Origin of the sequence: Streptomyces sp. NPDC017529, from assembly GCF_044329785.1 — a bacterium.
Lineage (GTDB): Bacteria > Actinomycetota > Actinomycetes > Streptomycetales > Streptomycetaceae > Streptomyces.
The window spans coordinates 170,718-194,163 of the sequence record NZ_JBIRJY010000012.1 but is presented as its reverse complement, the minus strand read 5'-3'; the positions used below and the strand labels follow the sequence as shown (position 1 = coordinate 194,163).

Annotated in this window: 18 protein-coding genes and 1 pseudogene; 7 read left to right on the top strand and 12 right to left on the bottom strand. The window is 73.8% G+C overall.

The genetic code is table 11. The annotated features are described in order from the left end of the window. Positions 1-591: 591 nt before the first annotated feature. From ACH4K4_RS27520 to ACH4K4_RS27500, 5 genes are all read right to left on the bottom strand, one after another. On the bottom strand, positions 592-1,761 hold the full coding sequence (locus tag ACH4K4_RS27520; RefSeq protein ID WP_398170913.1) for an XdhC family protein: 1,170 nt from the start codon (positions 1,759-1,761) through the stop codon (positions 592-594). A 38-nt stretch (positions 1,762-1,799) separates the two neighbouring features. After that, a complete protein-coding gene (locus tag ACH4K4_RS27515) occupies positions 1,800-3,257 on the bottom strand; it encodes an NCS2 family permease (RefSeq protein ID WP_398170911.1) in 1,458 nt (485 codons plus the stop codon). A gap of 165 nt (positions 3,258-3,422) precedes the next feature. Continuing rightward, complete coding sequence (locus ACH4K4_RS27510) at positions 3,423-5,807, bottom strand: xanthine dehydrogenase family protein molybdopterin-binding subunit (protein ID WP_398170910.1); 2,385 nt, start codon at positions 5,805-5,807, stop codon at positions 3,423-3,425. Between the two features lie 2 nt (positions 5,808-5,809). Next, positions 5,810-6,439 carry a (2Fe-2S)-binding protein gene (locus tag ACH4K4_RS27505; RefSeq protein WP_398170909.1) on the bottom strand — a complete coding sequence of 210 codons (630 nt, stop codon included), beginning with the start codon at positions 6,437-6,439 and terminating at the stop codon, positions 5,810-5,812. After that, on the bottom strand, positions 6,430-7,317 hold the full coding sequence (locus tag ACH4K4_RS27500) for an FAD binding domain-containing protein (RefSeq protein ID WP_398170907.1): 888 nt from the start codon (positions 7,315-7,317) through the stop codon (positions 6,430-6,432). Before ACH4K4_RS27500 ends, ACH4K4_RS27505 begins: the two co-directional genes overlap by 10 nt. A 304-nt stretch (positions 7,318-7,621) precedes the next feature. Between ACH4K4_RS27500 and ACH4K4_RS27495 the strand changes: the two genes are divergently transcribed. The 3 genes from ACH4K4_RS27495 to ACH4K4_RS27485 all read left to right on the top strand — a co-directional run bounded on the left by ACH4K4_RS27495 (position 7,622) and on the right by ACH4K4_RS27485 (position 11,567). Continuing rightward, on the top strand, positions 7,622-9,301 hold the full coding sequence (locus tag ACH4K4_RS27495; protein ID WP_398170906.1) for a PucR family transcriptional regulator: 1,680 nt from the start codon (positions 7,622-7,624) through the stop codon (positions 9,299-9,301). 387 nt (positions 9,302-9,688) lie between these two features. Then, on the top strand, positions 9,689-10,513 hold the full coding sequence (locus tag ACH4K4_RS27490; RefSeq protein ID WP_398171053.1) for a hypothetical protein: 825 nt from the start codon (positions 9,689-9,691) through the stop codon (positions 10,511-10,513). Between the two features lie 178 nt (positions 10,514-10,691). Continuing rightward, positions 10,692-11,567: a hypothetical protein gene (locus tag ACH4K4_RS27485; protein ID WP_398170904.1), complete on the top strand. Its 876-nt coding sequence runs from the start codon at positions 10,692-10,694 to the stop codon at positions 11,565-11,567. Positions 11,568-11,610: 43 nt separating this feature from the next. On the opposite strand, the gene ACH4K4_RS27480 is transcribed toward ACH4K4_RS27485, so the two are convergent. Then, the gene (locus tag ACH4K4_RS27480; RefSeq protein ID WP_398170903.1) at positions 11,611-12,480 is read right to left on the bottom strand and encodes a GntR family transcriptional regulator; all 870 of its coding nucleotides are present in this window, start codon (positions 12,478-12,480) and stop codon (positions 11,611-11,613) included. A 118-nt stretch (positions 12,481-12,598) separates the two neighbouring features. On the opposite strand from ACH4K4_RS27480, the gene ACH4K4_RS27475 reads away from it, so the two are divergent. Continuing rightward, entirely contained in the window at positions 12,599-13,438 is an 840-nt protein-coding gene (locus ACH4K4_RS27475; protein WP_398170902.1) for a (2Fe-2S)-binding protein, read from the top strand. 196 nt (positions 13,439-13,634) lie between these two features. Continuing rightward, positions 13,635-14,756, top strand: coding sequence for a DUF2637 domain-containing protein (locus tag ACH4K4_RS27470; protein WP_398170900.1), 1,122 nt, complete (start codon positions 13,635-13,637; stop codon positions 14,754-14,756). A gap of 31 nt (positions 14,757-14,787) precedes the next feature. Here the strand turns inward: ACH4K4_RS27470 and ACH4K4_RS27465 are convergent, their stop codons facing one another. The 3 genes from ACH4K4_RS27465 to ACH4K4_RS27455 form a co-directional block, all read right to left on the bottom strand. Then, positions 14,788-15,246 (bottom strand): ATP-binding protein, encoded by a 459-nt coding sequence (locus tag ACH4K4_RS27465; RefSeq protein ID WP_398170898.1) that lies wholly within the window; start codon positions 15,244-15,246, stop codon positions 14,788-14,790. 131 nt (positions 15,247-15,377) lie between these two features. After that, a complete protein-coding gene (locus ACH4K4_RS27460) occupies positions 15,378-17,120 on the bottom strand; it encodes a pyruvate dehydrogenase (protein WP_398170897.1) in 1,743 nt (580 codons plus the stop codon). 109 nt (positions 17,121-17,229) lie between these two features. Then, positions 17,230-18,378, bottom strand: a complete 1,149-nt coding sequence (locus ACH4K4_RS27455) for a protein phosphatase 2C domain-containing protein (RefSeq protein WP_398170895.1) — start codon at positions 18,376-18,378, stop codon at positions 17,230-17,232. On the opposite strand from ACH4K4_RS27455, the pseudogene ACH4K4_RS27450 reads away from it, so the two are divergent. Then, positions 18,349-18,897: pseudogene (locus ACH4K4_RS27450) on the top strand (DUF456 domain-containing protein); the annotation flags it as partial. The gene ACH4K4_RS27455 and the pseudogene ACH4K4_RS27450 overlap by 30 nt on opposite strands. On the opposite strand, the gene ACH4K4_RS27445 reads toward ACH4K4_RS27450, so the two are convergent. After that, complete coding sequence (locus ACH4K4_RS27445) at positions 18,825-20,450, bottom strand: AlkA N-terminal domain-containing protein (RefSeq protein WP_398170893.1); 1,626 nt, start codon at positions 20,448-20,450, stop codon at positions 18,825-18,827. The pseudogene ACH4K4_RS27450 and the gene ACH4K4_RS27445 sit on opposite strands and share 73 nt — an antisense overlap. A 115-nt stretch (positions 20,451-20,565) precedes the next feature. Beyond that, complete coding sequence (gene rsgA, locus ACH4K4_RS27440) at positions 20,566-21,693, bottom strand: ribosome small subunit-dependent GTPase A (RefSeq protein WP_398170892.1); 1,128 nt, start codon at positions 21,691-21,693, stop codon at positions 20,566-20,568. 332 nt (positions 21,694-22,025) lie between these two features. On the opposite strand from rsgA, the gene ACH4K4_RS27435 reads away from it, so the two are divergent. Continuing rightward, on the top strand, positions 22,026-22,433 hold the full coding sequence (locus ACH4K4_RS27435; RefSeq protein ID WP_398170890.1) for an STAS domain-containing protein: 408 nt from the start codon (positions 22,026-22,028) through the stop codon (positions 22,431-22,433). A gap of 21 nt (positions 22,434-22,454) precedes the next feature. Here ACH4K4_RS27435 and ACH4K4_RS27430 read toward each other — a convergent pair whose 3' ends face one another. Beyond that, the gene (locus tag ACH4K4_RS27430; RefSeq protein ID WP_398170888.1) at positions 22,455-23,411 is read right to left on the bottom strand and encodes an LLM class F420-dependent oxidoreductase; all 957 of its coding nucleotides are present in this window, start codon (positions 23,409-23,411) and stop codon (positions 22,455-22,457) included. Between the last annotated feature and the right edge of the window lie 35 nt (positions 23,412-23,446).

The following is a 23,446-nucleotide window of genomic DNA, read 5'->3' as shown; positions in this document are numbered from 1 at the left end:
CGCGCGCGGCGAGTTGTGCGCGACGCACGGAAAAGAGCACGGAAAGGCGGAACGCGGAGAGGAAACGGCCGGGGCAGTGCACACCGGCAGCCGCCGTCATCGCCGCACTCGGCGGTTCCCGGCAGCAGACGCCCGGCAGTTCTCAGCGGTATCGGCACACAGCGCGGCGGTACACCGGCCCCTTCGGGACGCCGGTGTCAGCTCACGGTGAAATCAGCAGTCAGCACACTGCAACGCTGCGGCAAGGACTTCCTTCGGGACTCATCCCGATCACCTCCTTGCTCGCGCGGACACAAACCCGGGCGCCGCGCGTTCCGGCGCCCTCACCACCGAATCATGCCATACCCGGCCCGCCGACCCCTCCCCCTTTCGGTCAAGAATTCTCCAAACGCCGGTGTGATTCACCTTGCCCACCGGCCGGTACGGCGTCATCGCCCTATGGTGACGGGAAATGCCACGGCCGCCGCGGGCGGCGGTGACCTGCTCGGCGCCTACCGGACCGCGCTCCTGGTCCCGCTCCTGGCCGCCGTGCTCGCCACCCTCCTGGCCCCCCGGAGCCGCCCCCGCCGCGCCGCCCCGGCGCCCCGGGCCTCACGCCACCGAAGCCGGCCCTATGCGGTCCAGGGCCGCGGGCGCGTCGTGGTGGATGGGGGTGTGGGCGCCGGTGAGGGGGGTGCCGGTGCCGCCGCGGCGGTTGGCGACGATCTCGGCGGCGATGGAGAGGGCGGTTTCCTCGGGGGTGCGGGCGCCGAGGTCGAGGCCGATCGGTGAGCGCAGGCGGTTGAGTTCGAGTTCGGTCAGGCCGACGGCGCGCAGGCGGTCCAGGCGGTCCAGGTGGGTGCGGCGGGAGCCCATGGCGCCGACGTAGGCGACGGGGAGCCGCAGGGCGCGTTCCAGGAGCGGGACGTCGAACTTGGCGTCGTGGGTGAGGGCGCACAGCGCGGTGCGGGCGTCGAGGTCCTGGGTTTCGAGGTAGCGGTGCGGCCAGTCGACGACGATCCGGTCCGCCTCGGGGAAGCGGGCGCGGGTGGCGAAGACGGGGCGGGCGTCGCAGACGGTGACGTGGTAGCCGAGGAACTTCCCGGCGCGCACGAGGGCGGCGGCGAAGTCGATGGCACCGAAGACGATCATGCGGGGGGCGGGCACGGAGGACTCGACGAGGAGGCGGACGGGCTCGCCGCAGCGGGAGCCGTCCGCGCCGATCTCGACGGTGGCGGTGCGGCCCGCGTCCAGGAGGGCGCGGGTTTCGTGGACGGCGGTGCGGTCCAGTTCCGGGTGGCCGCCGAGGGTGCCGGTGACGCTGCCGTCGGGGCGTACGAGCAGCGCGCGGCCCAGCAGGCGGGCCGGGCCGCCGACGACCCTGGCCACCGCCGCCGCGTCGCCCGATGCGGCGGCGGACAGGGCGGCGGTGAGGGTGCCGGCGTTGCCCGCGGGCTCGCCGGGCGCCGGTGCCCCCACCGGCGTGATCAGGATGTCGATGACGCCGCCGCAGGTCAGGCCGACCGCGAAGGCGTCCTCGTCGCTGTAGCCGAAGCGTTCGAGGAGCGTCTCCCCGGTCCGGAGCGCTTCCTGGCACAGTTCGTAGACCGCGCCTTCCACGCATCCGCCGGAGACCGACCCGACTGCCGTGCCGTCGTCGTCGACGGCCAGTGCGGCGCCCGGCTGGCGGGGCGCGCTGCCGCTGGTGGCCACGACGGTGGCCACCGCGAAGGGTCGTCCCTGCCGGGCCCACCGGTGCAGCTCGTCGGCGATGTCCAGCATGTCGGTCTCCTTACGGGTGGATGCGGGAGGGGCGGGCGTTACTTGGCGCCCAGCCAGTTCTCGATGGGGTGCAGCGAGAAGTAGCAAAGGAAGACCAGAGCGAGTACCCACATGAAGGCGCCGACCTCCCGCCACTTGCCCTGCGCGGTCTTGATGGCGGTGTAGGCGATGACGCCGGCGCCGACCCCCGCGGTGATGTTGTACGTGAAGGGCATCAGTGCCACGGTGAGGAACACCGGGATCGACACCGATCGGTCGCTCCAGTCCACGTGCTTGGCGGCACTCATCATCATCGAGCCGATGACGACGAGGGCGGCCGCGGCGACCTGGGCGGGCACGAGCTGGGTGAGCGGGGTGAAGAAGAGGCAGGCCGCGAAGAACAGGCCGGTGACGACCGAGGACAGGCCGGTACGGGCGCCCTCGCCGACGCCGCTGGCCGACTCGATGAACACGGTCTGCCCCGACGCGCCCGCGACACCGCCGATCGCGCCGCCGGCGCCGTCCACGAACAGCGCCTTGGAGAGGCCCGGCATCCGGCCCTTGGCGTCGGCGAGCCCGGCCTCCGTACCGACGCCGATGATGGTGGCCATGGCGTCGAAGAACCCGGCGAGGACCAGGGTGAAGACGATCATGCCGACGGTGATGGCACCGATCTGGTCCCAGCCGCCGAACTCGACGTGCCCGAAGAGCCCGAAGTCGGGCGGGGCGACGGCGCTGCCGTGCAGTTCGGGCGAGGTGCCGCCCCAGTCCTTGTCGGTGAGGCCGCCGAGGGTGGTGGCGAGCACGGACAGGATGGTGCCGACGACGATGCCGATGAGGATGGCGCCGGGGACGTTACGGGCCTGGAGCATGAAGATCAGCAGCAGGGTGACGGCGAAGAAGAGGACCGGCCAGCCGGAGAGTTCGCCGGTCGGGCCGAGCTGTACGGGGCCGCCGGTGCCCTTGCCGACGAAGCCGGCCTTCACCAGGCCGAGCAGGGCGACGAACATGCCGATGCCCATGGTGATGGCGTGCTTGAGGGCCGGCGGGATGGCGTTCATGATCATCTCGCGTAGCCCGGTGACCACCAGGAGCATGATGACCACGCCGTACAGCACGCACATCCCCATGGCCTGCGGCCACGTCATGTACGGGACGACCTGCGAGGTCAGCGCCGCCGAGACGTTCAGCCCGGCGGCCAGGGCCAGCGGCACCTTGCCGACGAAGCCCATCAGCAGCGTGCAGAGCGCCGCGCCGAGCGCCGTGGCCGTCACCACCCCGGCGCTCGCCAGGGTGTTCTTCTCGACGTCCGGCGTGGCCAGGATGAGGGGGTTGAGCAGGAGGATGTAACACATCGCCATGAAGGTGGTGATGCCGCCGCGCACCTCGCGCGCGACCGTCGACCCTCTGTCGGATATGTGGAAGTACCGGTCGAGCCAGGACCGGCCGGCGGGCTGACGCGTGCCGGTGCCCGCGTCGTCCGCCGTGGTCTTCGGCTCCAGGGACTGCTGGGTCATGGTGCCTTACTCCCAAGGTTCATAGGGGCCCTCGCGTCACGCGCGCACCGCGCCGCGAGATTTGGGATGGAACGTCGGCTGCACGACCCGGGGGACGGCCCAGGTAGCGGCGGCGGGGCGGCCGTACGGCGGTGGGTGCACCGCGTACGGCCGTTCCGCCGGCGGCTATGTGCCGGTCAGGTGCTCCGGGCGGACCGGAGTCTTGTTCAGTTCCAGCCCGGTCGCGTTCCGGATCGCCGCGAGGACGGCCGGGGTGGACGACAGGGTGGGGGCCTCGCCGATGCCGCGCAGCCCGTACGGGGCGTGCTCGTCGGCGAGTTCGAGCACGTCGACCGGGATGGTCGGCGTGTCGAGGATGGTGGGGATCAGGTAGTCCGTGAAGGAGGGGTTGCGCACCTTCGCGGTCTTCGGGTCGACGATGATCTCCTCCATCACCGCGACGCCGAGGCCCTGCGTCGTGCCGCCCTGGATCTGGCCGACGACGGAGAGCGGGTTGAGCGCCTTGCCGACGTCCTGGGCACACGCCAGTTCGACGACCTTGACCAGGCCGAGTCCGGTGTCCACCTCGACGACCGCGCGGTGCGCGGCGAAGGAGTACTGGACGTGGCCGTTGCCCTGGCCGGTGCGCAGGTCGAACGGCTCGGTGGGGCGGTGCCGCCATTCGAGTTCGAGGTCGACGACCTCGTCCTCCAGGACGTCCGCGAGGTCGGCGAGCACCTCGCCGCCGTCGGTGACGACCTTGCCGCCCTCCAGCAGGAGTTCGGCGGTGGCCCACGCCGGGTGGTAGGTGCCGAACTTGCGGCGGCCCAGCTCCAGGACCTTTTCGCGCACGTGCTCGCAGGTGTTCTTCACCGCGCCGCCGGTGACGTAGGTCTGCCGGGAGGCGGAGGTGGAGCCCGCCGAGCCGACCCGGGTGTCGGCGGGGTGGATGGTGACCTGCTCGACGCCCAGTTCGGTACGGGCGATCTGCGCGTGGACGGTGACGCCGCCCTGGCCGACCTCCGCCATCGCGGTGTGCACGGTCGCGACCGCCTCGCCGCCGACGACCTCCACGCGGACGCGGGCGGTGGAGTAGTCGTCGAAGCCCTCGGAGAAGCCGACGTTCTTGATGCCGACGGCGTAACCGATGCCGCGTACGACGTCCTCGCCGTGCGTGGTGTTGGACAGCCCGCCGGGCAGCGCGCGGACGTCGGCGCCCTCGGTGGTCTCCCACTGGTTCTCCGGCGGCAGCGGCATCGCCTTGACGCGGCGCAGCAGTTCGGCGACCGGCGCCGGGGAGTCGACCACCTGCCCGGTCGGCAGCAGGGTGCCCTGCTCCATGGCGTTCACCTGCCGGAACTCGACCGGGTCCATGCCCAGCTTCGCGGCGAGCTTGTCCATCTGCGCCTCGTACGCGAAGCACGCCTGGACGGCGCCGAAGCCGCGCATGGCGCCGCAGGGCGGGTTGTTCGAGTACAGGGCGATGGCCTCGATGTCCACGTCGTCGACGGCGTACGGGCCGACCGCGAGGGAGGAGGCGTTGCCGACGACGGCCGGGGAGGCGGACGCGTAGGCGCCGCCGTCCAGCACGATGCGGCACTTCAGGTGGGTGAGCTTGCCGTCCTTGGTGGCGCCGTGCTCGTACCGGAGCTTGGCGGGGTGCCGGTGGACGTGCCCGAAGAAGGACTCGAACCGGTTGTAGACGATCTTGACGGGCTTGCCGGTGCGCAGCGCGAGCAGGCAGGCGTGGATCTGCATCGACAGGTCCTCGCGGCCGCCGAAGGCACCGCCGACGCCGGAGAGCGTCATGCGGACCTTGTCCTCGGGCAGGCCGAGGACCGGCGCGATCTGGCGCAGGTCGGAGTGCAGCCACTGGGTGGCCACGTACAGGTCGACGCCGCCGTCCTCGGCGGGCACCGCGAGGCCGGACTCCGGGCCGAGGAACGCCTGGTCCTGCATGCCGAAGACGTACTCGCCGGTCACGATCACATCGGCGCGGCGGGCCGCGGCCTCGGCGTCGCCGCGCACGATCGGCTGGCGGTGCACGATGTTCGGGTGCGGTACGTGTCCGGCGTGGTCGTCGTCGCGGTGCTCGTGGACCAGCGGCGCGCCCTCGCGGGTCGCCGACTCCTCGTCGGTGACCAGCGGCAGTTCGGCGTACTCGATTTTGATCTTGGCGGCGGCGCGGCGGGCGGTCTCCGGGTGGTCGGCGGCGACCAGCGCGACCGGCTCGCCGTGGTGGCGGACCTTGCCGTGCGCCAGTACGGGCGTGTCCTGGATCTCCAGGCCGTAGTTCTTCACGTCCGTGGGCAGGTCGTCGTAGGTGAGGACCGCGTACACGCCGGACTGGGCGAGCGCCTCGGAGGTGTCGATGGAGACGATCTCGGCGTGCGCGACGGTGGAGCGCAGGGTGAAGCCCCACAGCATGTCCTCGTGCCACAGGTCCGAGGAGTACGCGAACTCGCCGGTCACCTTGAGGGTGCCGTCCGGGCGCAGCGTGGAGGCGCCGATGCCCGCGTCGGTCTTGCCGCCCTGGGTCAGGTGGGTGGGTGTGCGGGTGACTCCGGCCATGGTCAGGCCCCCGTTCCGGTGGTCTGCGCGTCGCCGCGGGCGGCGGCGAGCCGTACCGCGTCGAGGATCTTCTCGTAGCCCGTGCAGCGGCACAGGTTGCCGGACAGCGCCTCGCGGATGTCCGCGTCGGACGGCTGGGCGTTGCGCTCCAGCAGCTCGTCGGCGGCGACGAGCAGGCCCGGCGTGCAGAAGCCGCACTGGACGGCGCCCGCGTCGATGAACGCCTGCTGCACCGGCGCCAGTCTGACCTGGTCACCACCCGTCCGGCTGCCGGCGCCCGCCGGCTTGGCCTGCCAGGCCTGCCAGGCCTGCGCGGCGTCCATGCTCGTACCGGCCGCGGTGCCGCAGGTGCCGGTGGCGCAGCCGCCGCGCCGCGCGCGCTCCTCGGCGAAGTCCGCGAGCCCTTCGACGGTGACGACCTCGCGGCCCTCGGCCTGCCCGGCCGCGACCAGGCACGAGCACACCGGCACGCCGTCCAGACGGACCGTGCAGGAGCCGCATTCGCCCTGCTCGCAGGCGTTCTTCGAGCCCGGCAGGCCCATCCGCTCGCGCAGCACGTACAGCAGGCTCTCGCCTTCCCATACGTCGTCGGCCTGCTGTTCGCGGCCGTTGACGGTGAAGTTCACGCGCACTGGGCGCTCCTCTCGTTGCCGCGGTAGGACTCCCAGGTCCAGCCGAGGGTGCGGCGCGCCATGATCCCTACCGCGTGGCGCCGGTACTTCGCGCTGCCGCGCACGTCGTCGATCGGGTTGCAGGCGCCGGCCGCCAGCTCGGCGAACCGCTTCGCCACGGACGGCGGAACGGGCCTCCCCGACTCCCAGAAGCCGCCCTCCTCCAGCGCCGCCGTCAGGAATTCCTCGGCGGCCTCGGCCCGTACGGGGGTGGGCGCGGCCGAGCCGATGCCGGTCCGTACCGTGCGGGTGCGCGGGTGCAGCGCGAGGCCGAAGGCGCACACCGCGATGACCATCGCGTTGCGGGTGCCGACCTTGGAGAACTGCTGCGGCCCGTCCGCCTTGGGCAGGTGCACGGCGCGGATCAGCTCGTCCGGCTCCAGCGCGTTGCGCTTGACGCCCAGGTAGAAGTCGTCGACGGGGATCATGCGGCGGCCGCGTACGGACTCCGCCTCGACCTCGCCGCCGGAGGCGAGCAGCGCCGGGTGCGCGTCGCCGGCCGGGGAGGCGGTGCCCAGGTTGCCGCCGACGCCGCCGCGGTTGCGGATCTGCGGGGAGGCCACGGTGTGCGAGGCGAGCGCGAGCCCTGGCAGCTCGGCCCGGAGGTGCTCCATGATCTGCGTGTACGGCACGGACGCGCCCAGCCGTACGGTCTCCTCGCCCACCTCCCACTCCCGCAGGTCGTCGATGCGGTTGAGGTCGAGCAGGTGCTCGGGGCGGCGGTGGTCGAAGTTGATCTCGACCATCACGTCCGTGCCGCCCGCGATCGGCACAGCGGTGGGGTGCTCGGCCTTGGCGGCGAGCGCCTCCTCCCAGCTGGCGGGGCGAAGGAAGTCCATTCGAGGCTCTCTTCTGTGAATCTTCGGCGCGCCGGAACGCCGGGGCACCGGCTGCTGCGAAATCAGGTCGTCCGCCGCCTGCGGCGGGGACCGTCGGCCCTCGACCCGAGGGGGCCGTTCGTGTCTCGTTCGTGCGGTGAGGCCCAGTGAACGCGCCCCGTACCCACCGGGTGCAGTCACCGAAACCATGAAGCGGTTGGCTGGCCACGGCGCATGTCTTGTAGATTCGAACGAAAGGCGGGGCCCAGAAACCTCGCGGCATTCCACCGGCAACACAAGACAGCAAAGATCGGCGGGCGAGGTCATGCGGCTCCGCGCACTTTTGGACACCGGCACGCTCGGCCTGCGCCTGCTGGGCGGCGGCGAGGAACTGGACCGCACGGTGCGCGGCGTGATGACCACCGACCTGCGCGACCCCAGCCGCTACCTGTCCGGCGGCGAGCTGGTGCTGACCGGGCTGGCCTGGCGCCGCGAGCCGGCGGACTCCGAGCGCTTCGTGCGCATCCTGGCCTCGGCCGGGGTCGCCGGTCTCGCGGCGGGCGAGGCGGAGCTGGGCTCGGTGCCGGACGATCTCGTTGTGGCATGCTCCCGTCACCATCTCCCGCTCTTCTCCGTCGTCGAGGACGTCTCCTTCGCCTCCATCACCGAGTACGTCGTGCGCCAGGTCTCCGGCGAGCGGGCCGGCGACCTGGCCGCCGTGGTCGACCGGCACCGCCGCCTGATGACCTCGGGCCCCGCGGGCGGCGGCCCCGAAGTGGTCCTCGACCTGCTCGGCTCGGACCTGGACCTGCGCGCCTGGGTGCTGTCCCCCACCGGCCGCCAGATCGCCGGGTCCACCCTGGCGGACGCCGGCCCCGAACTGCCCGCCGAGACCGCGGCACGGCTGGCCGGCGAGCACCTGGCCGCCTCCCGCACCGGCCGCCGCGGGCCCTGCCGGCTCACCCTCGGCGGCACCGCGTACTCCCTGTTCCCCATCCGCGGCAGCGGCCGGGACCTGCGCGAGACGGTGCTCTCCGACTGGCTGCTGGCCGTCGAGGCGGACGCGGGCGACTGGGCCGAGGAGCGCCTGGACCTGCTGCACGGCGTCACCCAGCTCATCGCCGTCGAACGCGACCGCCGTGACGCGGCCCGCACGGTGCGCAGGCGCCTCGCGCAGGAGGTCCTCGAACTGGTCCAGACGGGCGCCGCGCCCGCCGAGATCGCGGCCCGCCTGCGGGTGGCCGCGCCGGTGCTGCTGCCGGGGCTGGGCACGGCGCCGCACTGGCAGGTCGTCGTCGCCCGCGTCGAGTGGTCGGGCGGGGACGTGCCCGGCGGGCCGGTCGCCCAGACGCTCCTGGAAGAGGTCCTGGTCGACCCCGGCACGTTCGGGCCCGACCCCTCCGACCGGATCGCCGTCGCGCACACCGGCGACGAGGCGGTGGCCCTGGTCCCGCTGCCGGCCGTACCGGACGACGACGGCGCGCGGGACGCCCGTGACACGCCCGCCACCGGCCTCCAGGCCGACACGCTGCTGTCCGTCGTCCGGGAACCGCTGACCCGGGGGCTGGCCGACGACGGCCGCCTGACGATCGGCGTCAGCGCCTCCGTGCACTCCGCCGAGGGCCTGCGCGGCGCCCTGGAGGAGGCCCGGCACGCGCGCCGGGTCGCCGCCGCCCGCTCCGGCCGGGTCTGCGCCGCGGGCCACGAGGAACTCGCCTCGCACGTCCTGCTCCTGCCGTTCGTCCCGGACGACGTGCGCCGCGCCTTCACCGCCCGCCTCCTGGACCCGCTGCGCGACTACGACCGCCGCCACCGCGCCGAGCTGATCACCACCCTGGAGGCCTTCCTCGACTGCGACGGCTCCTGGACCCGCTGCGCCACCCGCCTCCACCTGCACGTCAACACCCTGCGCTACCGCGTCGGCCGCATCGAACAGCTCACCGGCCGCGACCTGTCGCGCCTGGAGGACAAGCTCGACTTCTTCCTGGCGCTGCGGATGAGCTGAGGCGCGGACCCGTGCGCATCCGGCCACGACGGGATGGCCGGTTTGCGCCGCCCGTCGTCCGGACGGGCAACGCACCACCGTGCTACGGGTGCTGACCCAGCGTCAGCAAATCCGCGGCCGTCCCCGGCAAATCCCGTACCGGCATCACCCGTTCGGACGCATCCCGGCGGCACGGCCCACCGGCGTACGAAGCACCCCGCCTCCCCCGGGGACGCCGTACGCCGCCCGTACCAGGCCGCGGCACCGGCCGTCCGGACCGCAGGAGAGATTGTGAAATCATTCACCTTCCCCCTTGGCCGCACCATGTGATTCGTGCTGAGATGCGCCCACTGCTTCCAGTTCCAGCTCAATGGCGCGCTCGGGGAGGGCAATGTGGCGGACACCGCCATGTCAAGGGCAGCAGACTCCGCGGATCCCGCGGAACCGGCGCCGGATGTTCCGGCGGCCAGATCCGCGGCCGGGGCGGACGCCCTGGACCGGGCCGTGTGGCGGCTGCGCTCGCGCGGCTGCTGGGACGACGCGGCGGCCCTGCTGGAACCACACGCGGCGGGCCACCCCCCGTACGCGATCCACCGCGCCGCGCTCCTGGTGGAGCGCTGCATGTTCACCGCCACCGGCTGGGCCGCGGCCGAGGACGCGCTGCGCGCCGCCGAGGCGGTGGCGGGCGACAACGACGAGCGGGGCGCGGCGGCCTGCGAGCGCGGCCACCTCGCGTACGCCGCCACGGTCCTGGGCGTACGCGACCGCGCCGACGAGGCCCGCTCCGCACTCGGCAGGGCCGCCGCGCTGCTGGACCCGGCGGCGCCCGGCCGCGCGCTGCTGGACTTCCGGCGCGGGCTGATGGCCGAACACGTCGCCGACAGCCCGGAGTCCGCCCGCGCCGCCTACCGGCGCGCCCACGCGGGCGCCACCGCGCACGGCGACGCCCTGCTGCTGTCCTTCACCTGGCGCCACCTCGCCGGACTCGCCCTGCGCGACGGCGAACTGGCCGAGGCCCGGCACGGCTTCGGCGAATCCCTGCGCATCCGGGAGGAGTTGGGGTACCTGATCGGCACGGCCCCGGCCCTGGCCGCCCTCGCCGACGCGGCGCCCGCCGAGGAGGCACCCGGGCTGCGCGCCGAGGCCGCCCGCCTCCTGCGCCTCATGGGCGGCGTACCGTCCTGGCTGGCCGGGCACCTCACCCAGGCGTCCGCGTCACCCGCGCCTTCGTAGCCGGCCCGGGCACGGCCCGCCGCACCTCACCCGGCGGCGGGCCGCGGAGGCCCAGCCTCCTACGCGCCCCACGCGCCCCGAATTTGGCCTCAAGTCGCACTGTTTGGCGGCGACTTGGCACTGGATGCTGGTGCGGTCGACTCCCGACCTTCGGCAGCGCCTTTCAGGAGGCCACACCTTGGCAGCAGGAGCACCGCACACATCGGCCGGTTCCGACTGGGGAAAGGCGGACTTCGAGGACATCTACGACTGCCCCGATCCACGTACGTACTTCCGGACGCTGCGCCCTCTCGACTACCAGATCCCGCACCACGGGCAGCTCGTCTTCCGCACGCTGACCGAGTCCCTGCAACGGCGCCGTCCCGGCCCCCCGCCGCTCCGGGTCCTCGACCTGTGCTGTTCCTACGGCGTCAACGCCGCCCTGCTCAACCACAAGCTGAGCCTCGCCGACCTGTACGAACGGTACGCCGACGTACCGGACGCCCCCGGCATGACGCCGCAGCGGCTGGCGACCGAGGACCGCGCGTTCTTCGACGAACTGCGGCGGCCGGAGGCCGTGCGGACGGTCGGCCTCGACGCGGCCCGGCACGCGGTCGGCTACGCGGAGGCCGTCGGCCTCCTCGACGCCGGGTTCGCCGAGAACCTGGAGGCCGCCGAGCCGACCGAACGGCTGCGGCGGGCCCTGGCCGGCACCGACCTGATCACCGTGACCGGCGGCGTGGGCTACATCTCCGCCACGACCTTCGGCCGGCTGCTCGCCTGTATGCCCACCGCGCCCTGGATCGCCGCGTTCGTGCTGCGGACCGTGTCCTACGAGCCGGTCGCCCAACTCCTCGCCGGCACGGGCCTGGTGACGGAGCGGCTGCCCGCGCGCACCTTCCGCCAGCGCAGGTTCGCCGACCTCGCCGAACGCCGGGCGGCCTTCGGCGCCCTCCGGACGCGGGGCCTGGAGACCACGGGCAAGGAGTCGGACGGCTTCTACCACGCGGATCTGTACCTCTCCCGCCCCGCCGCCGACGTCGCGGCGCTGCCACTGGAGCGGCTGCTCCCCTGAGGCGGCACGGCGTGCCCCTTCGGCAGCGGTCCGCCGCCGGCGCTCAGTGCGGGCGGCGGGCCGGGGACAGGTGATCGCGGGCGATCCGCTCCACGATCGCGTACTCCCGCGCCATCAGGGCGTCCAGCAGCGCCGTGTGCTCGGACGCGGCGGCGAGCAGTTCGGCCGTGCGGGCCGCGCTGCCGCCGGTGACCGGCCACTGCGTACGGCGGTGCAGGTCGTCGGCGACCTGCACGAGCCGCCGGTTGCCGGTCAGGGCGATCAGCGCGTGGTGGAAGGCGCGGTCCGCCTCCGCGTAACCGGCCCGGTCGCCGTGTGCGGCGGCCGCGACGCCCGCCGCGGCCAGCGGGCGCAGCTCCTCCCACCGCTCCGCGGGCAGCGCCCTGGCCAGCCGGAGCAGCGCCGGGACCTCCAGCATCGCGCGCACCTCGGCCAGCTCGGCGAGGTCGCGGTGGGTGCGCTCGGCGACGCGGAAGCCGCGGTTCGGCGCGACCTCGACCGCGCCCTCGCCGGCGAGGAGCTGCATGGCCTCCCGGACCGGGGTGGCGGAGACGCCGTAGCGCGCGGCGAGCGCGGGCGCCGAATAGACCTCGCCGGGGACCAGTTCGCCGGAGATCAGGGCCTCGCGCAGCGCGGCCAGCACCTGGCCGCGCACGGAATGCCGCTGCGGCTGCCGGGGCGGCACGGCGGCCCGAGGGGGCACGGGCGCGGGCACGAACGCGGTGGCAGGGTCCGGTACGGCGGGCCGGTGCTCGTACGCGCCGTCGGGCGGTACGGCGGCCCCGGCGTGCCCGCCGGAGTGTTCCCCTGGCCCGTCGTGGCCGGCGTGTCCGCCCCGCACGGGCTGCGAGCCGCCCTGTGCGGGCACCTGCGCCCGCAGCCGCGGCGCCGGTTCCGCTCTGCCCTGCTCCATGCGCATTCCTCCTCACGTTTTCCAGCACCATAGGCGCACCCTGTGGCAGTTCAAACCCGGCGATGATCGGGTAAGGTAAGGCTTACCTGCTAACGATCGCGATACGGTGGTGTCCCGCATGCCTCCTCTGCTCGCCGCCCGGCCGCGCGTGGAGCCGGTGGCCGGCGCCTACGCACGGCTCACCGAGGTCTACCCCGGACTGCGGGTGTCGGAGTGGGAGACGGCCCCGCCGCGCGGCGCGGGCTGGGTGACCGCGGCCGCGCTGGCCACCGACGCCGAGGCCCGCGACACCTTCCTGGCCTGGGACGACGCCCAGGTGGTGCGGGACTACGGACAGCGGGCACGCGCCGACGTCGTCGCCACCTTCGCCCTGCACCGCTACGCCTGGCCCGCCTGCCTGCTGATCACCGTCCCCTGGTTCCTGCACCGCCGGGTGCCGCGGCTGCCCGTCCAGGACGTGGCCCACCACCGCGAGCTGGGCCGGATGGCGGTACGGGTCCGCTCGTTCGCCTGCCTGCCCGGCGACCCGGCGGCGGAACTGCCCGGCGCCCGGGTCGTACCGGACGAGGAGGCCCTGCGCGGCGAGGTGCGCGGCGCGGTCGCCGAGCACCTCGGGCCGGTCCTGGACGGCTTCAGGCCCCTGCTGCGGCGCGGCCCGCGCGCCCTGTGGGGCATGGCCTCGGACGAGATCGTCGAGGGGCTGTGGTACGTGGGCCACCTGCTGGGCGAGGAGGCGCGCGCGACGGCCGAGCTGGCGCGGCTGCTGCCGGGCGGCACGGCCCCGTACGTGGGTGGCGCCGCCTTCCGCGAGCTGACCGGCCCGGACGGCGCGGCGCTCGCCACGCGGGACCGGGCGAGCTGCTGCATGTTCTACACGCTGCGCCCCGAGGACACCTGTGTGACGTGCCCCCGGACGTGCGACGCGGATCGCATCAAGCGCCTCACCGCAACCACCTGACCCCCACACCACCCGTTCGGGTAGCCACATTCGAACCCAACCGCGTCTCTTCTTAGAGGAGTTCGAACCGAACGCACCTATCCGTAGGCCCCCGCACCCCCCTTGGCGTTCTCTTGCGCAATATCCCCCGGCGGAGCGGTCGGATTCCGCCAGGATGTCGCGCGAAACCGCGTACGCCGAAGCAAGGGGCCCCAGGATGAGAATGACCGATATATCGCTGAATTGGCTGGTTCCGGGGGTCCTGCTGCTCTTCGGCATCCTCGCCGCCGTGGTCGTGATCCGGCGCGGCAAGCGCACGACCGAACCGGCGGCGGGCGAAGACTCCTGGGAGCGCACCGAGGAACGCCGGCGCCGGAAGGAGGCCGTGTACGGCACCGCCTCGTACCTGCTGCTGTTCTGCTGCGCCGCGGTCGCGGCCGCACTCTCCTTCCACGGCCTGGTCGGCTTCGGCGTGACCAACCTCAACCTCTCCGGAGGCTGGGAGTACCTGGTGCCCTTCGGGCTCGACGGCGCGGCGATGTTCTGCTCCGTGCTCGCCGTGCGCGAGGCCAGCCACGGCGACGCGGCGCTCGGCTCGCGGCTGCTCGTCTGGCTGTTCGCGGGCGCCGCCGCCTGGTTCAACTGGGTGCACGCGCCCAGGGGATTCGGCCACGACGGCGCCCCGCAGTTCTTCGCGGGGATGTCGCTGTCGGCGGCGGTCCTCTTCGACCGGGCGCTGAAGCAGACCCGCCGGGCCGCCCTGCGCGAACAGGGCCTGGTGCCGCGCCCGCTGCCGCAGATCCGCGTCGTACGGTGGCTGCGGGCCCCCCGGGAGACCTTCGGGGCCTGGTCGCTGATGCTGCTGGAAGGCGTACGGACGCTGGACGAGGCAGTCGAAGAGGTACGCGAGGACCGGCGGCAGAAGGAGCAGAACCGTCACCGCAGGCGCGAGCAGGACAAACTCGACCGGGCCCGCATCAAGGCGATCAACCGCCAGCACCGGCACTGGAGCCGCGGGCGCGGCGGCCGGCAGCTGCCGCTGACGACGGGCACGCCGACGGCACACGGCACCCCCGCCGCCGCCCAGCAGGCCGGCGCGGAACCCGCCATAGCCGCCGACCCGGAAACCCTGCCGCCCGGATCGTTCTCCGCGGGGTCCGACCCCCTGCACCCCGTCAACGCCCGTCCGGCACTGAAAGCCGTGCACGCCCCCGGCACTGAGACCGCGGTCCCGTACCAGCGGACGGTGGACCTGACCGCCGAGGACGACACCCAGGCGCTCCCCCGGCTGGACTCGCTGGAGGAGAAACTCGCCCAGATCGAGAAGCAGTTCGGCTGACCGGCGGCGGACCGAGCCCGCACCCCCGGCCTCAGGCCGGTCCGCCGCCCAGCTCGAACCACACGCACTTGCCCACGCCGTGGGCCTTGACCCCCCACGCGTCCGCGAGGGAGTGCACCAGCATCAGCCCCCTTCCCGAGGTGCCGTCCGATGTCGGCGGGCGCAGTCTGGGCCGCCGCCCGACGAAGTCCCGTACCTCCACACGCAGCCGGTCGGTGACCGTGGCGGTCACGACGGCGCCCCCGTTCGTGTGCACGAGGGCGTTGGTGACCAGCTCGCTGATGAGCAGCTCCGCTATGTCGGTGTCTTCGGATTCCCCCCACTGGCGCATCAACTGGCGCAGCTCCGCGCGGACCCCGGCCACCGCCGTCAGATCCGCGTGCCGCAGTTTGCGTTCCATCGTCCCGGGCAGCCGGGTCCCGTTGCGGACGCCCTCGCGCCCGGCGGCCGGCCCGCCTCTGTCCTCGCGCCGCACAGACTGACGCTTCATCCTCCCCGCCCCGTACGCTTTCCGGTCCCTCTCTCTCGAACAGCTTCACGGTCATGCATGCCCACCGGACCCGGGGCCATGCTTCGGCCCGCGAGGCGGCGGACCCGGGCGCGAAGGGGTGTGCCACCGGCTCAGATGCGGGGAATATTCCGGAGATTGGAGCGGGCCATCTGGAGCATCCGGCCGACGCCGCCGTCCAGCACGATCTTGCCGGCGGAGAGCGCGAAGCCCTGGACCATGTCCTTGCTGATCTTCGGCGGCATGGACAGCGCGTTGGGGTCGGTGACGATGTCGACCAGGGCGGGCCCCTTGTGCTTGAAGGCGTCCCGCAGCGCGCCGCGCACGTCCTTCGGCTTCTCGACCCGCACGCCGTACGCCCCGGCCGCCCGCGCGATGGCCGCGAAGTCCGGGTTGTGGTTGGTGGTCCCGTACGACGGGAGGCCGGCCACCATCATCTCCAGCTCCACCATGCCCAGCGAGGAGTTGTCGAACAGGACCACCTTCACCGGCAGGTCGTACTGGACGAGGGTGAGGAAGTCGCCCATCAGCATCGAGAAGCCGCCGTCGCCGGACATCGAGACGACCTGGCGGCGGCGGTCGGTGAACTGCGCGCCGATCGCCTGCGGCAGCGCGTTGGCCATCGAGCCGTGGGTGAACGAACCGATCACCCTGCGGCGGCCGTTGGGGCTGATGTAGCGCGCCGCCCAGACGTTGCACATCCCGGTGTCGACCGTGAAGACCGCGTCGTCGGCCGCCTCCTCGTCCAGTACGGAGGCGACGTACTCGGGGTGGATCGGCGTGTGCTTGTCCACCTTGCGGGTGTAGGCCTTGACGACGCCCTCCAGGGCGTCGGCGTGCTTCTTCAGCATCCGGTCGAGGAACTTGCGGCTCTTCTTGGGCGTGACGCGCGGGTTGAGGCAGCGCAGCGTCTCGCGTACGTCGCCCCAGACCGCGAGGTCCAGCTTGGAGCGGCGGCCGAGCCGTTCGGGGCGTACGTCGACCTGGACGATCTTGACGTTGTCCGGCAGGAAGGCGTTGTACGGGAAGTCCGTGCCCAGCAGGATCAGCAGGTCGCACTCGTGGGTGGCCTCGTAGGCGGCGCCGTAGCCGAGCAGGCCGCTCATGCCGACGTCGTACGGGTTGTCGTACTGGATCCACTCCTTGCCGCGCAGCGCGTGGCCCACCGGGGCCTTGAGGCGCTCGGCGAACTCCATCACCTCGGCGTGCGCCCCCGCCGTGCCGCTGCCGCAGAAGAGCGTGACCTTGCCGGCGTCCTCGATCATCCGGACCAGCTGGTCGATCTCCGCGTCCCCGGGGCGTACGGAGGGGCGCGAGGTGACCAGCGCGGTCTCGATGGAACGCTCGGGCGCCTCCTCGTCGGCGATGTCGCCGGGCAGCGAGACGACCGCGACGCCGCTGAGCCCGATGGCGTTCTGGACGGCGGTCTGGAGCACCCGCGGCATCTGGTCCCGGCTGGAGATCATCTCGCTGTAGTGGCTGCATTCGGTGAACAGCCGGTCCGGGTGGGTCTCCTGGAAGAAGCCGGTGCCGATCTCGCTGGAGGGGATGTGCGAGGCGAGGGCGAGCACCGGGGCCATCGAGCGGTGGGCGTCGAAGAGGCCGTTGATCAGGTGCAGGTTGCCGGGGCCGCAGGAGCCGGCGCAGGCCGCCAGCCGCCCGGTGAGCTGGGCCTCGGCGCCCGCCGCGAAGGCGGCGACCTCTTCGTGGCGGACCTGGACCCAGTCGATCGCGGCGGTGCGGCGGACCGCGTCCACGACGGGGTTGAGGCTGTCGCCGACGACTCCGTAGAGCCGCCGCACCCCGGCCCGCACCAGGATGTCGACGAACTGCTCGGCCACCGTCTGTTTCGCCATGTCGCTGTCGCTCCTCCGCTGCGGGGCCGGCGAGCGCGATGTCCAGACCGGCCCGCTTTGTGGCATTCCTTCCGGTTCTACCACTCCCGCGGGCCCGTGTCCGGCCGGACTACGCCTGCCGCTCCGCCCCCTCCGCCGCGTCGCGGCCCTCCCACACCGCCACGGCCGTACGGTCCCGCCCGTAGCCCTCCGCGCCCAGCCGGACGTCGCCCAGGAACTCCGCGAATCCCGGCGGTCCGGCGTCCGCCCAGCGCTTCGCCAGCCGCCCCGCGAACCCGGCGGCGCCGGTCAGCGGCTCGGCGAGCCCGGCGCTGCACAGCAGCAGCGTGTCGCCGGGCCGGGCGACGGAGGCCCGGAAGCGGAACGGCTCCGGCCACGTGCGCGGCTCGGCCGGGTACAGGCTCCCGCCGGCCCCGCCGTCCGGTGCCCCGGCACCGAATCCGACGACCGGGCCGCCCGATGTGTCCTCCGCGGGCGGTGCGGGCTCCAGGTCCTGCCAGACGCCGTTGCGCAGCCGGAACAGCCCGCCCGCGCCGACGCCGAAGAACACGCGCGTACGGCAGGCGGGGTCGGCGGGCAGCAGCAGGCAGCGCAGCGCGGCCGTGTACTCGCCGGCCTCCGGGCCGTGCTCGCCCGCGCATGCGCGGAGCTTGCCGTAGCTGCGGTCGGTGAGGCGTTGCAGGCCCGATTTGAGCGCGCCGCGGTTGCCCGTGCGCACGTCCTCGGCCAGCCGGGGGTAACTGCGGCCCACCGCACCGCCGATCCGGTGACAGGCGTCGCGGGCGGCACGGTGGGCGGCGCCCGCGCCCGTGGGCGTACCGTCCGCTTCGCGGGCGCCGGTGGCCACCGCGACCAGGACCAACGCGTGCCGCCCGGCCCCGAACCGTGCGGTGAGCAGGGCGTCCCCGCGCGGCTCGGCCCGCCGGCGGGCGGTCTCGCCGCGCAGCGAGGCGGCACGCAGGGTCAGGACGCCGTAGCCGGCGCCGTCCAGCTCCGTGTCGGTGACGAGGCCGTCGAGCGCGGCCGGATCGGCGGTGGGCAGTTCCATCGGCTCGGGGTCGGGCTCCGGACCGGGCGGCGGCCACCGGTCCGGGTCCGAAGGCACGGGGCCCACCGCGCGGAAGGCGGAGGCCACCCGGTCGTCGAGCGAGTCCGGGGCCGCCGCGGGCCCGGTGTCCCGCACCGCCGCTCCGTCGCCCTCGTACAACTGCCGCCACCAGTCGTCCTCATGGCCACGCCGATCCCCCAGTGGGTCCATGGGGCGTATTGTCCATCGGCGGACGGCCGGGAAACAGGGCGCGGGAGCGTACCGGCGGGCCGCCCGGCCGGTACGCGCCAAGGGGCGCGCCGGTGCCGCTTCCGGCACGCTGGGGCCATGGGCGTGTGGCAGTTGCTCGCGGTCGGCCTCGTCTTGCTGCTCGGCCTGCTCGGCGTGCTGGTCCCGGGAGTGCCGGGGCCGGCGATCGTGTGGGCGGGCGTGCTGTGGTGGTCGATGACCGAGCGGACCGGCCCGGCCTGGTACGTCCTCATCGGCACCACCGCCGTCCTGCTCCTGAGCCAGGTCGTCACCTGGCTGCTGCCGCCCCGTGATCCGCGGGCCGCCGGCGCCCCGTACCGCACGCTGTTCCTGTCGGGCGTCGCGGGCATCGCCGGGTTCTTCGTGATTCCGGTCGTGGGGGCCGTGCTGGGCTCGGTCGGCGGGCTCTACCTGCTGGAGCGGACGCGGCTGGGCAGCCACGGCGACGCGTGGGCCGCCACCCGCACCGTCATGCGGTCCGTCGGGCTCAGCGTGCTGGCCGAACTGTCCGCCTGCCTGCTGGCGGCCGGCTCCTGGGCGGGTGTGGCCGCCGCGGGCTGGTCTTCGTGAGGGCGGGCGCCCGCCGCGAGGCGCAGGTGGTGGAACGCGTACGACCGCCACGGCCGCCAGGCGTCCCAGGACGCCGCTTCCCGGCCGCCGTCCGCCGCCGGGCCCACGTCCGGGTCCCCCAGCGCCCGCATCCGGATGTACGCGGCGGCTGCCGGGCCCACCCCCGGCAGCGCGCTCAGCGCGTGTTCGGCCGCGTCCCGGTCCGCGCCCGCGTCCAGGAGGACGGCGCCGTCGGCGAGCGCGGCACACAGCGCGCGCACCGCGTCCGGCACCCCGTCGCCGGCCAGCGCCGCGGGCTCGGGGAAGAGGTGGGTCAGCGTGCCGTCCGCCGCGTCCAGCGGCTTCCCGTACGCCCGTACCAGCTCGGCGGCGCGCTCCGGCGGCCCGCCGAGGACGACCCGCACGGCCAGTTCCCCGGGGTCCGCCGCACCCGGCGAGCGCAGGCCGGCGCGTGCCGCGACCAGCGGCCCGAGCCGCGGGTCCGCGCCCAGCCGCTCGGCGACGGCGAACGGGTCGGCGTCCAGGTCGAACAGGCGGCGCGTCCGCTGCACGGCGGTGGACAGGTCCCGCAGGTCGGCCAGGTGCAGCCGGCACTCCAGCCAGCCGCCGTCCGCGCCCCTGGCGGCCGGGCACACGAGCCCGGCGCGCGGGCGGCGCGGCTGCCGCGCCCCGGCGTGCTCGTCGACCTCGGCGACGCCGCTGCCGTGTGCCAGGCGCAGCGTCCGGCGGTACGTGCGGGCGCCCCGCGCGCCGCGTATCTCCTCGACGCCGGGCACCGCGCGCTCCTGGAGGAAGTCGAAGATCTCGGCCGCCGCGTACGGGCCCCGGTAGGCCAGCCGCAGCGGGACCCCGGCGGGCGTGCCGTGCCGCGCGGCGCCGGACGGAGCCGCAGCCGCCTTGTCGCGGGCCCCCGCCGCCGCGCGCAGCTCGCTCGGCGTACTGGCGTAGATCTCCCGCATCGTGTCGTTGAACTGGCGGATGCTGGCGAACCCGGAGGCGAAGGCCAGGTCGGTGACCGGCAGGCCGGTGGTCTGGAGCAACAGCCGCGCGGTGTGCGCGCGGCGGGCCCGCGCCAGGGCCACCGGGCCGGCGCCCAGCTCGGCCGTGAGCTGCCGCTGCACCTGCCGCGCGCTGTAGCCCAGCCGTCGCGCGAGGCCGGCGACGCCCTCCCGGTCGATCACGCCGTCGCCGATGAAACGCACGGCGCGGCCGACCAGGTCGGCGCGCACGTTCCACTCGGCCGAGCCGGGCACGGCGTCCGGGCGGCAGCGGCGGCAGGCCCGGAAGCCGGCGCCCTGCGCGGCCGCGGCGGAGGCGTAGAACCGTACGTTCGCGCGCTTCGGGGTGACGGCCGGGCAGCTCGGCCGGCAGTAGATCCCGGTCGTCACGACGGCGAAGAAGAACTCGCCGTCGAAGCGCGCGTCACGGCTGGTCACCGCCTCGTACCTGGTCTCGTCGTCCATCACACGCCCAGTGTGCGCCACCGGGCGACCTGCCACCGGCGGATATCGGACGCGGCGTTCGGAGCGGCCGAGGGGCGGGGCGCCGGGCGGCCCCGCCCCTTGCGTGGAGCGCCGCTCAGCCCCGGATCCCCCGCTTCCTCTCCACCATGTGCCGGCCCAGCGCCTTCTTCTGCTTCCAGTCCTTGCGGATCTCCGCCCGCAGCCGGGCGTCGGTCTTCGCCACGATCCACTCGTTTTCGCGCAGCAGCTTGCGGTAGCTCTCCAGCCGCCGCTGCGGAAGGTCTCCGCGGACGATGGCGGCCAGCACGGCGCACCCGGGCTCCGTGTGGTGCCCGCAGTCGTGGAAGCGGCACTCCGCGGCCAGTTCCTCGATGTCCGAGAAGGTACGCGCCAGCCCGGCGTCGGCGTCCCACATGCCGACGCCCCGCAGCCCGGGGGTGTCGATGACCACCCCGCCACCGGGCAGCACCAGCAGGTCCCGGGTGGTCGTGGTGTGCCGGCCCTTGCCATCGCGGTCCCTGGCGGCCCGTACGCCCTGTACGTCCTCGCCCAGCAGCGCGTTGGCCAGCGTCGACTTGCCCGCGCCGGACTGCCCGAGCAGCACGGACGTACCGCTCGCGAGCACCGCGGCGAGCGCGTCCAGCCCCTCCCCGGTGGCCGCGCTGACCGCCAGCACCCGCACCCCCGGTGTGGCGGTCTGCGCGTCCGCGAGCAGGTGCGCCACCGCGTCCGGACCGCCGCCGAGGTCGGCCTTGGTCAGTACGAGCAGCGGCTGTGCCCCGCTCTCCCAGGCCAGGGAGACGAAGCGTTCGACACGTCCGAGGTCCAGCTCCACGGCGAGCGAGACCGCGATCACGGCGTGGTCCACGTTCGCCGCCAGTACCTGGCCCTCGGACCGCTTGGACGAGGCCGACCGCGTGAACGCGGTGCGCCGCGGCAGCAGCGCCCGCACGGCGGCGTCCCGGCCCGTGCCGACCTCGCCGAGGTCGATCACCGCCCAGTCGCCGGTGCACGGCACCCGCAGGGGATCGCCGGTGGCCACCAGCGCGGTGTCCGCCAGCACGGTCCGTACGCCGTCACCTTCGGGGACCACGGCGTCCACGCGCCCCCGGTCCACACGGACGATCCGGCCGGGCAGGAAGCCCCGCCCGGCGTGGGGGAGGAAACTCTCCGCGAATCCGTCGTCCCAGCCGTAGGCGGTCAGCGGGCACGGCGAAGCGGATGAAGCGGAAGACGAATGCAAGGGAAACCCTTCACAAGGGTGGTCCCGGCCCCACGCGCCCAGCGCGCGGGAAGAAGTGAGGTGAGGTCAGCCGGAGACCACGGAAGCGGAACTGATGGTCTTCTGGATGCGGGCAGCGCCCATCGCAAAGACAGCCATCGGGTCACACCTCCTGGTTCTCGCACGGCCGGACGCGGCGGCCGGCGGCCACCGCGAGGAACGTGTTCACCCTAGCCCGGCCGCGAAATCCCGCGCCACCGTATTTTCGCGCCGCCGGGGGCGGCGCCCGGAGCCGGCGCGGCGGCGCCAAGTGGGCGTGGACAGGGGGTTTGAGTCCTGCCACGATGGGGGCCATGTCCTTACAGACAGACCGGTCTCCCCTGGCCGGTCCGGACGCCCTCGGGGTCCGTACCCGGCTGTTCGGCTCCTCCGCCGTCCTGACCGTTCGGGGAGAGATCGACTACGGCACCGTCCCGGTCCTCGACGAGGCCGTCGAAGCGCTGCCGCCCGGCCTCGGGAGCGTGGTGCTCGAAATGGCGGGCGTCACGTTCATGGACGCGGCCGGCCTGCACTTCCTGCGCCGGCTGGACGCCTACGGGCAGCGGCGCGGCGTCGCGGTGTGCGCGCTCAACTGGCGACGGCAGCCGCGCCGCGTGCTGGAGTTGGCCCGTTCCTGGCCGGGCACGCCGGCCGCGACGGGCAAGTTCTTCGGCTGTGCGGCGCCGGCCGGTGTGGTGCCGGTGCCCGGCGAGGCGCTGTGAGCCGGCGCGCCCTACGGGTGCTCAGTCCCCGAGCTGGGGCAGCACCTTGGTGCGGTAGAAGTCGAAGAAGCCCCGCTGGTCCGGGCCGATCTGGTTGACGTAGACGGTGTCGAAGCCCGCCTCGGCGTAGGCGTGCACCGCCGCGACATGGGCGTCCACGTCGTCGCCGCAGGTGACGGCCTCCGCGACCCGCTCGGGGGTGACCAGCTGCGACGCCTGCTCGAAGTGGCGCGGGGTGGGGAGGACCTGCGGCAGTTCGCCGGGGAGCTGCTCGTTGGCCCACAGGCGGTGCGCGGTGGCGAGCGCCTCGTCGCGGTCCGGTCCGTAGCAGACCTTCAGGCCGCCCTGTACGGGCTTGTTGCCGCCGCCGCCCCGCCGGAAGCGTTCGACGGCGTCGGCGTCCGGTGACATGGTCACGAAGCCGTCGCCGACGCGGGCGGCCAGTTCGGTGGCGTTGGGGCCGAACGCGGACACGTCGATCGGCACCGGCTCGTCGGGCACGGTGTAGAGCCGGGCGTTCTCCACGGTGTAGTGCTTGCCGTGGTGGCTGACCTCGCCGCCCTCGAAGAGCTGCCGCATCACCTGGACCGCTTCCTCCAGCATCTCCAGACGCACCGAGGTCTGCGGCCAGTAACCGCCCAGCACGTGTTCGTTGAGGGCCTCTCCGCTGCCCACGCCGAGCCGGAAGCGACCGTCCAGGAGCACTCCGCTGGTGGCGGCGGCCTGGGCCGTCACGACCGGGTGCAGCCGCATGATGGGGCAGGTCACCGCGGTCTCCACCGGCAGCGAGGTGACCTGGGAGAGGGCCCCGATCACCGACCACACGAACGGGCTCTGGCCCTGCTCGTCGTTCCACGGGTGGAAGTGGTCGGAGATCCACAGCTTGGTGAAGCCGGCCTGTTCGGCCATGCGGGCCTGCTCGACCAGCTCGGCGGGACGGTGCTCCTCGCAGGAGAGGAAGTATCCGTAGTCGGTCATCGGGGCTCCGTGCGGTCTCGACGGCCCGCTGCGGG

Bases quoted from the DNA above. Each gene is read 5' to 3' on its own strand.
- ACH4K4_RS27520 (WP_398170913.1), bottom strand. From the start codon at position 1,761: ATGCTGGACATCGCCGACGAGCTGCACCGGTGGGCCCGGCAGGGACGA.
- ACH4K4_RS27515 (WP_398170911.1), bottom strand. From the start codon at position 3,257: ATGACCCAGCAGTCCCTGGAGCCGAAGACCACGGCGGACGACGCGGGC.
- ACH4K4_RS27510 (WP_398170910.1), bottom strand. From the start codon at position 5,807: ATGGCCGGAGTCACCCGCACACCCACCCACCTGACCCAGGGCGGCAAG.
- ACH4K4_RS27500 (WP_398170907.1), bottom strand. From the start codon at position 7,317: ATGGACTTCCTTCGCCCCGCCAGCTGGGAGGAGGCGCTCGCCGCCAAG.
- ACH4K4_RS27495 (WP_398170906.1), top strand. From the start codon at position 7,622: ATGCGGCTCCGCGCACTTTTGGACACCGGCACGCTCGGCCTGCGCCTG.
- ACH4K4_RS27490 (WP_398171053.1), top strand. From the start codon at position 9,689: ATGTCAAGGGCAGCAGACTCCGCGGATCCCGCGGAACCGGCGCCGGAT.
- ACH4K4_RS27480 (WP_398170903.1), bottom strand. From the start codon at position 12,480: ATGGAGCAGGGCAGAGCGGAACCGGCGCCGCGGCTGCGGGCGCAGGTG.
- ACH4K4_RS27475 (WP_398170902.1), top strand. From the start codon at position 12,599: ATGCCTCCTCTGCTCGCCGCCCGGCCGCGCGTGGAGCCGGTGGCCGGC.
- ACH4K4_RS27470 (WP_398170900.1), top strand. From the start codon at position 13,635: ATGAGAATGACCGATATATCGCTGAATTGGCTGGTTCCGGGGGTCCTG.
- ACH4K4_RS27465 (WP_398170898.1), bottom strand. From the start codon at position 15,246: ATGAAGCGTCAGTCTGTGCGGCGCGAGGACAGAGGCGGGCCGGCCGCC.
- ACH4K4_RS27460 (WP_398170897.1), bottom strand. From the start codon at position 17,120: ATGGCGAAACAGACGGTGGCCGAGCAGTTCGTCGACATCCTGGTGCGG.
- ACH4K4_RS27455 (WP_398170895.1), bottom strand. From the start codon at position 18,378: ATGGACCCACTGGGGGATCGGCGTGGCCATGAGGACGACTGGTGGCGG.
- ACH4K4_RS27445 (WP_398170893.1), bottom strand. From the start codon at position 20,450: ATGGACGACGAGACCAGGTACGAGGCGGTGACCAGCCGTGACGCGCGC.
- ACH4K4_RS27435 (WP_398170890.1), top strand. From the start codon at position 22,026: ATGTCCTTACAGACAGACCGGTCTCCCCTGGCCGGTCCGGACGCCCTC.
- ACH4K4_RS27430 (WP_398170888.1), bottom strand. From the start codon at position 23,411: ATGACCGACTACGGATACTTCCTCTCCTGCGAGGAGCACCGTCCCGCC.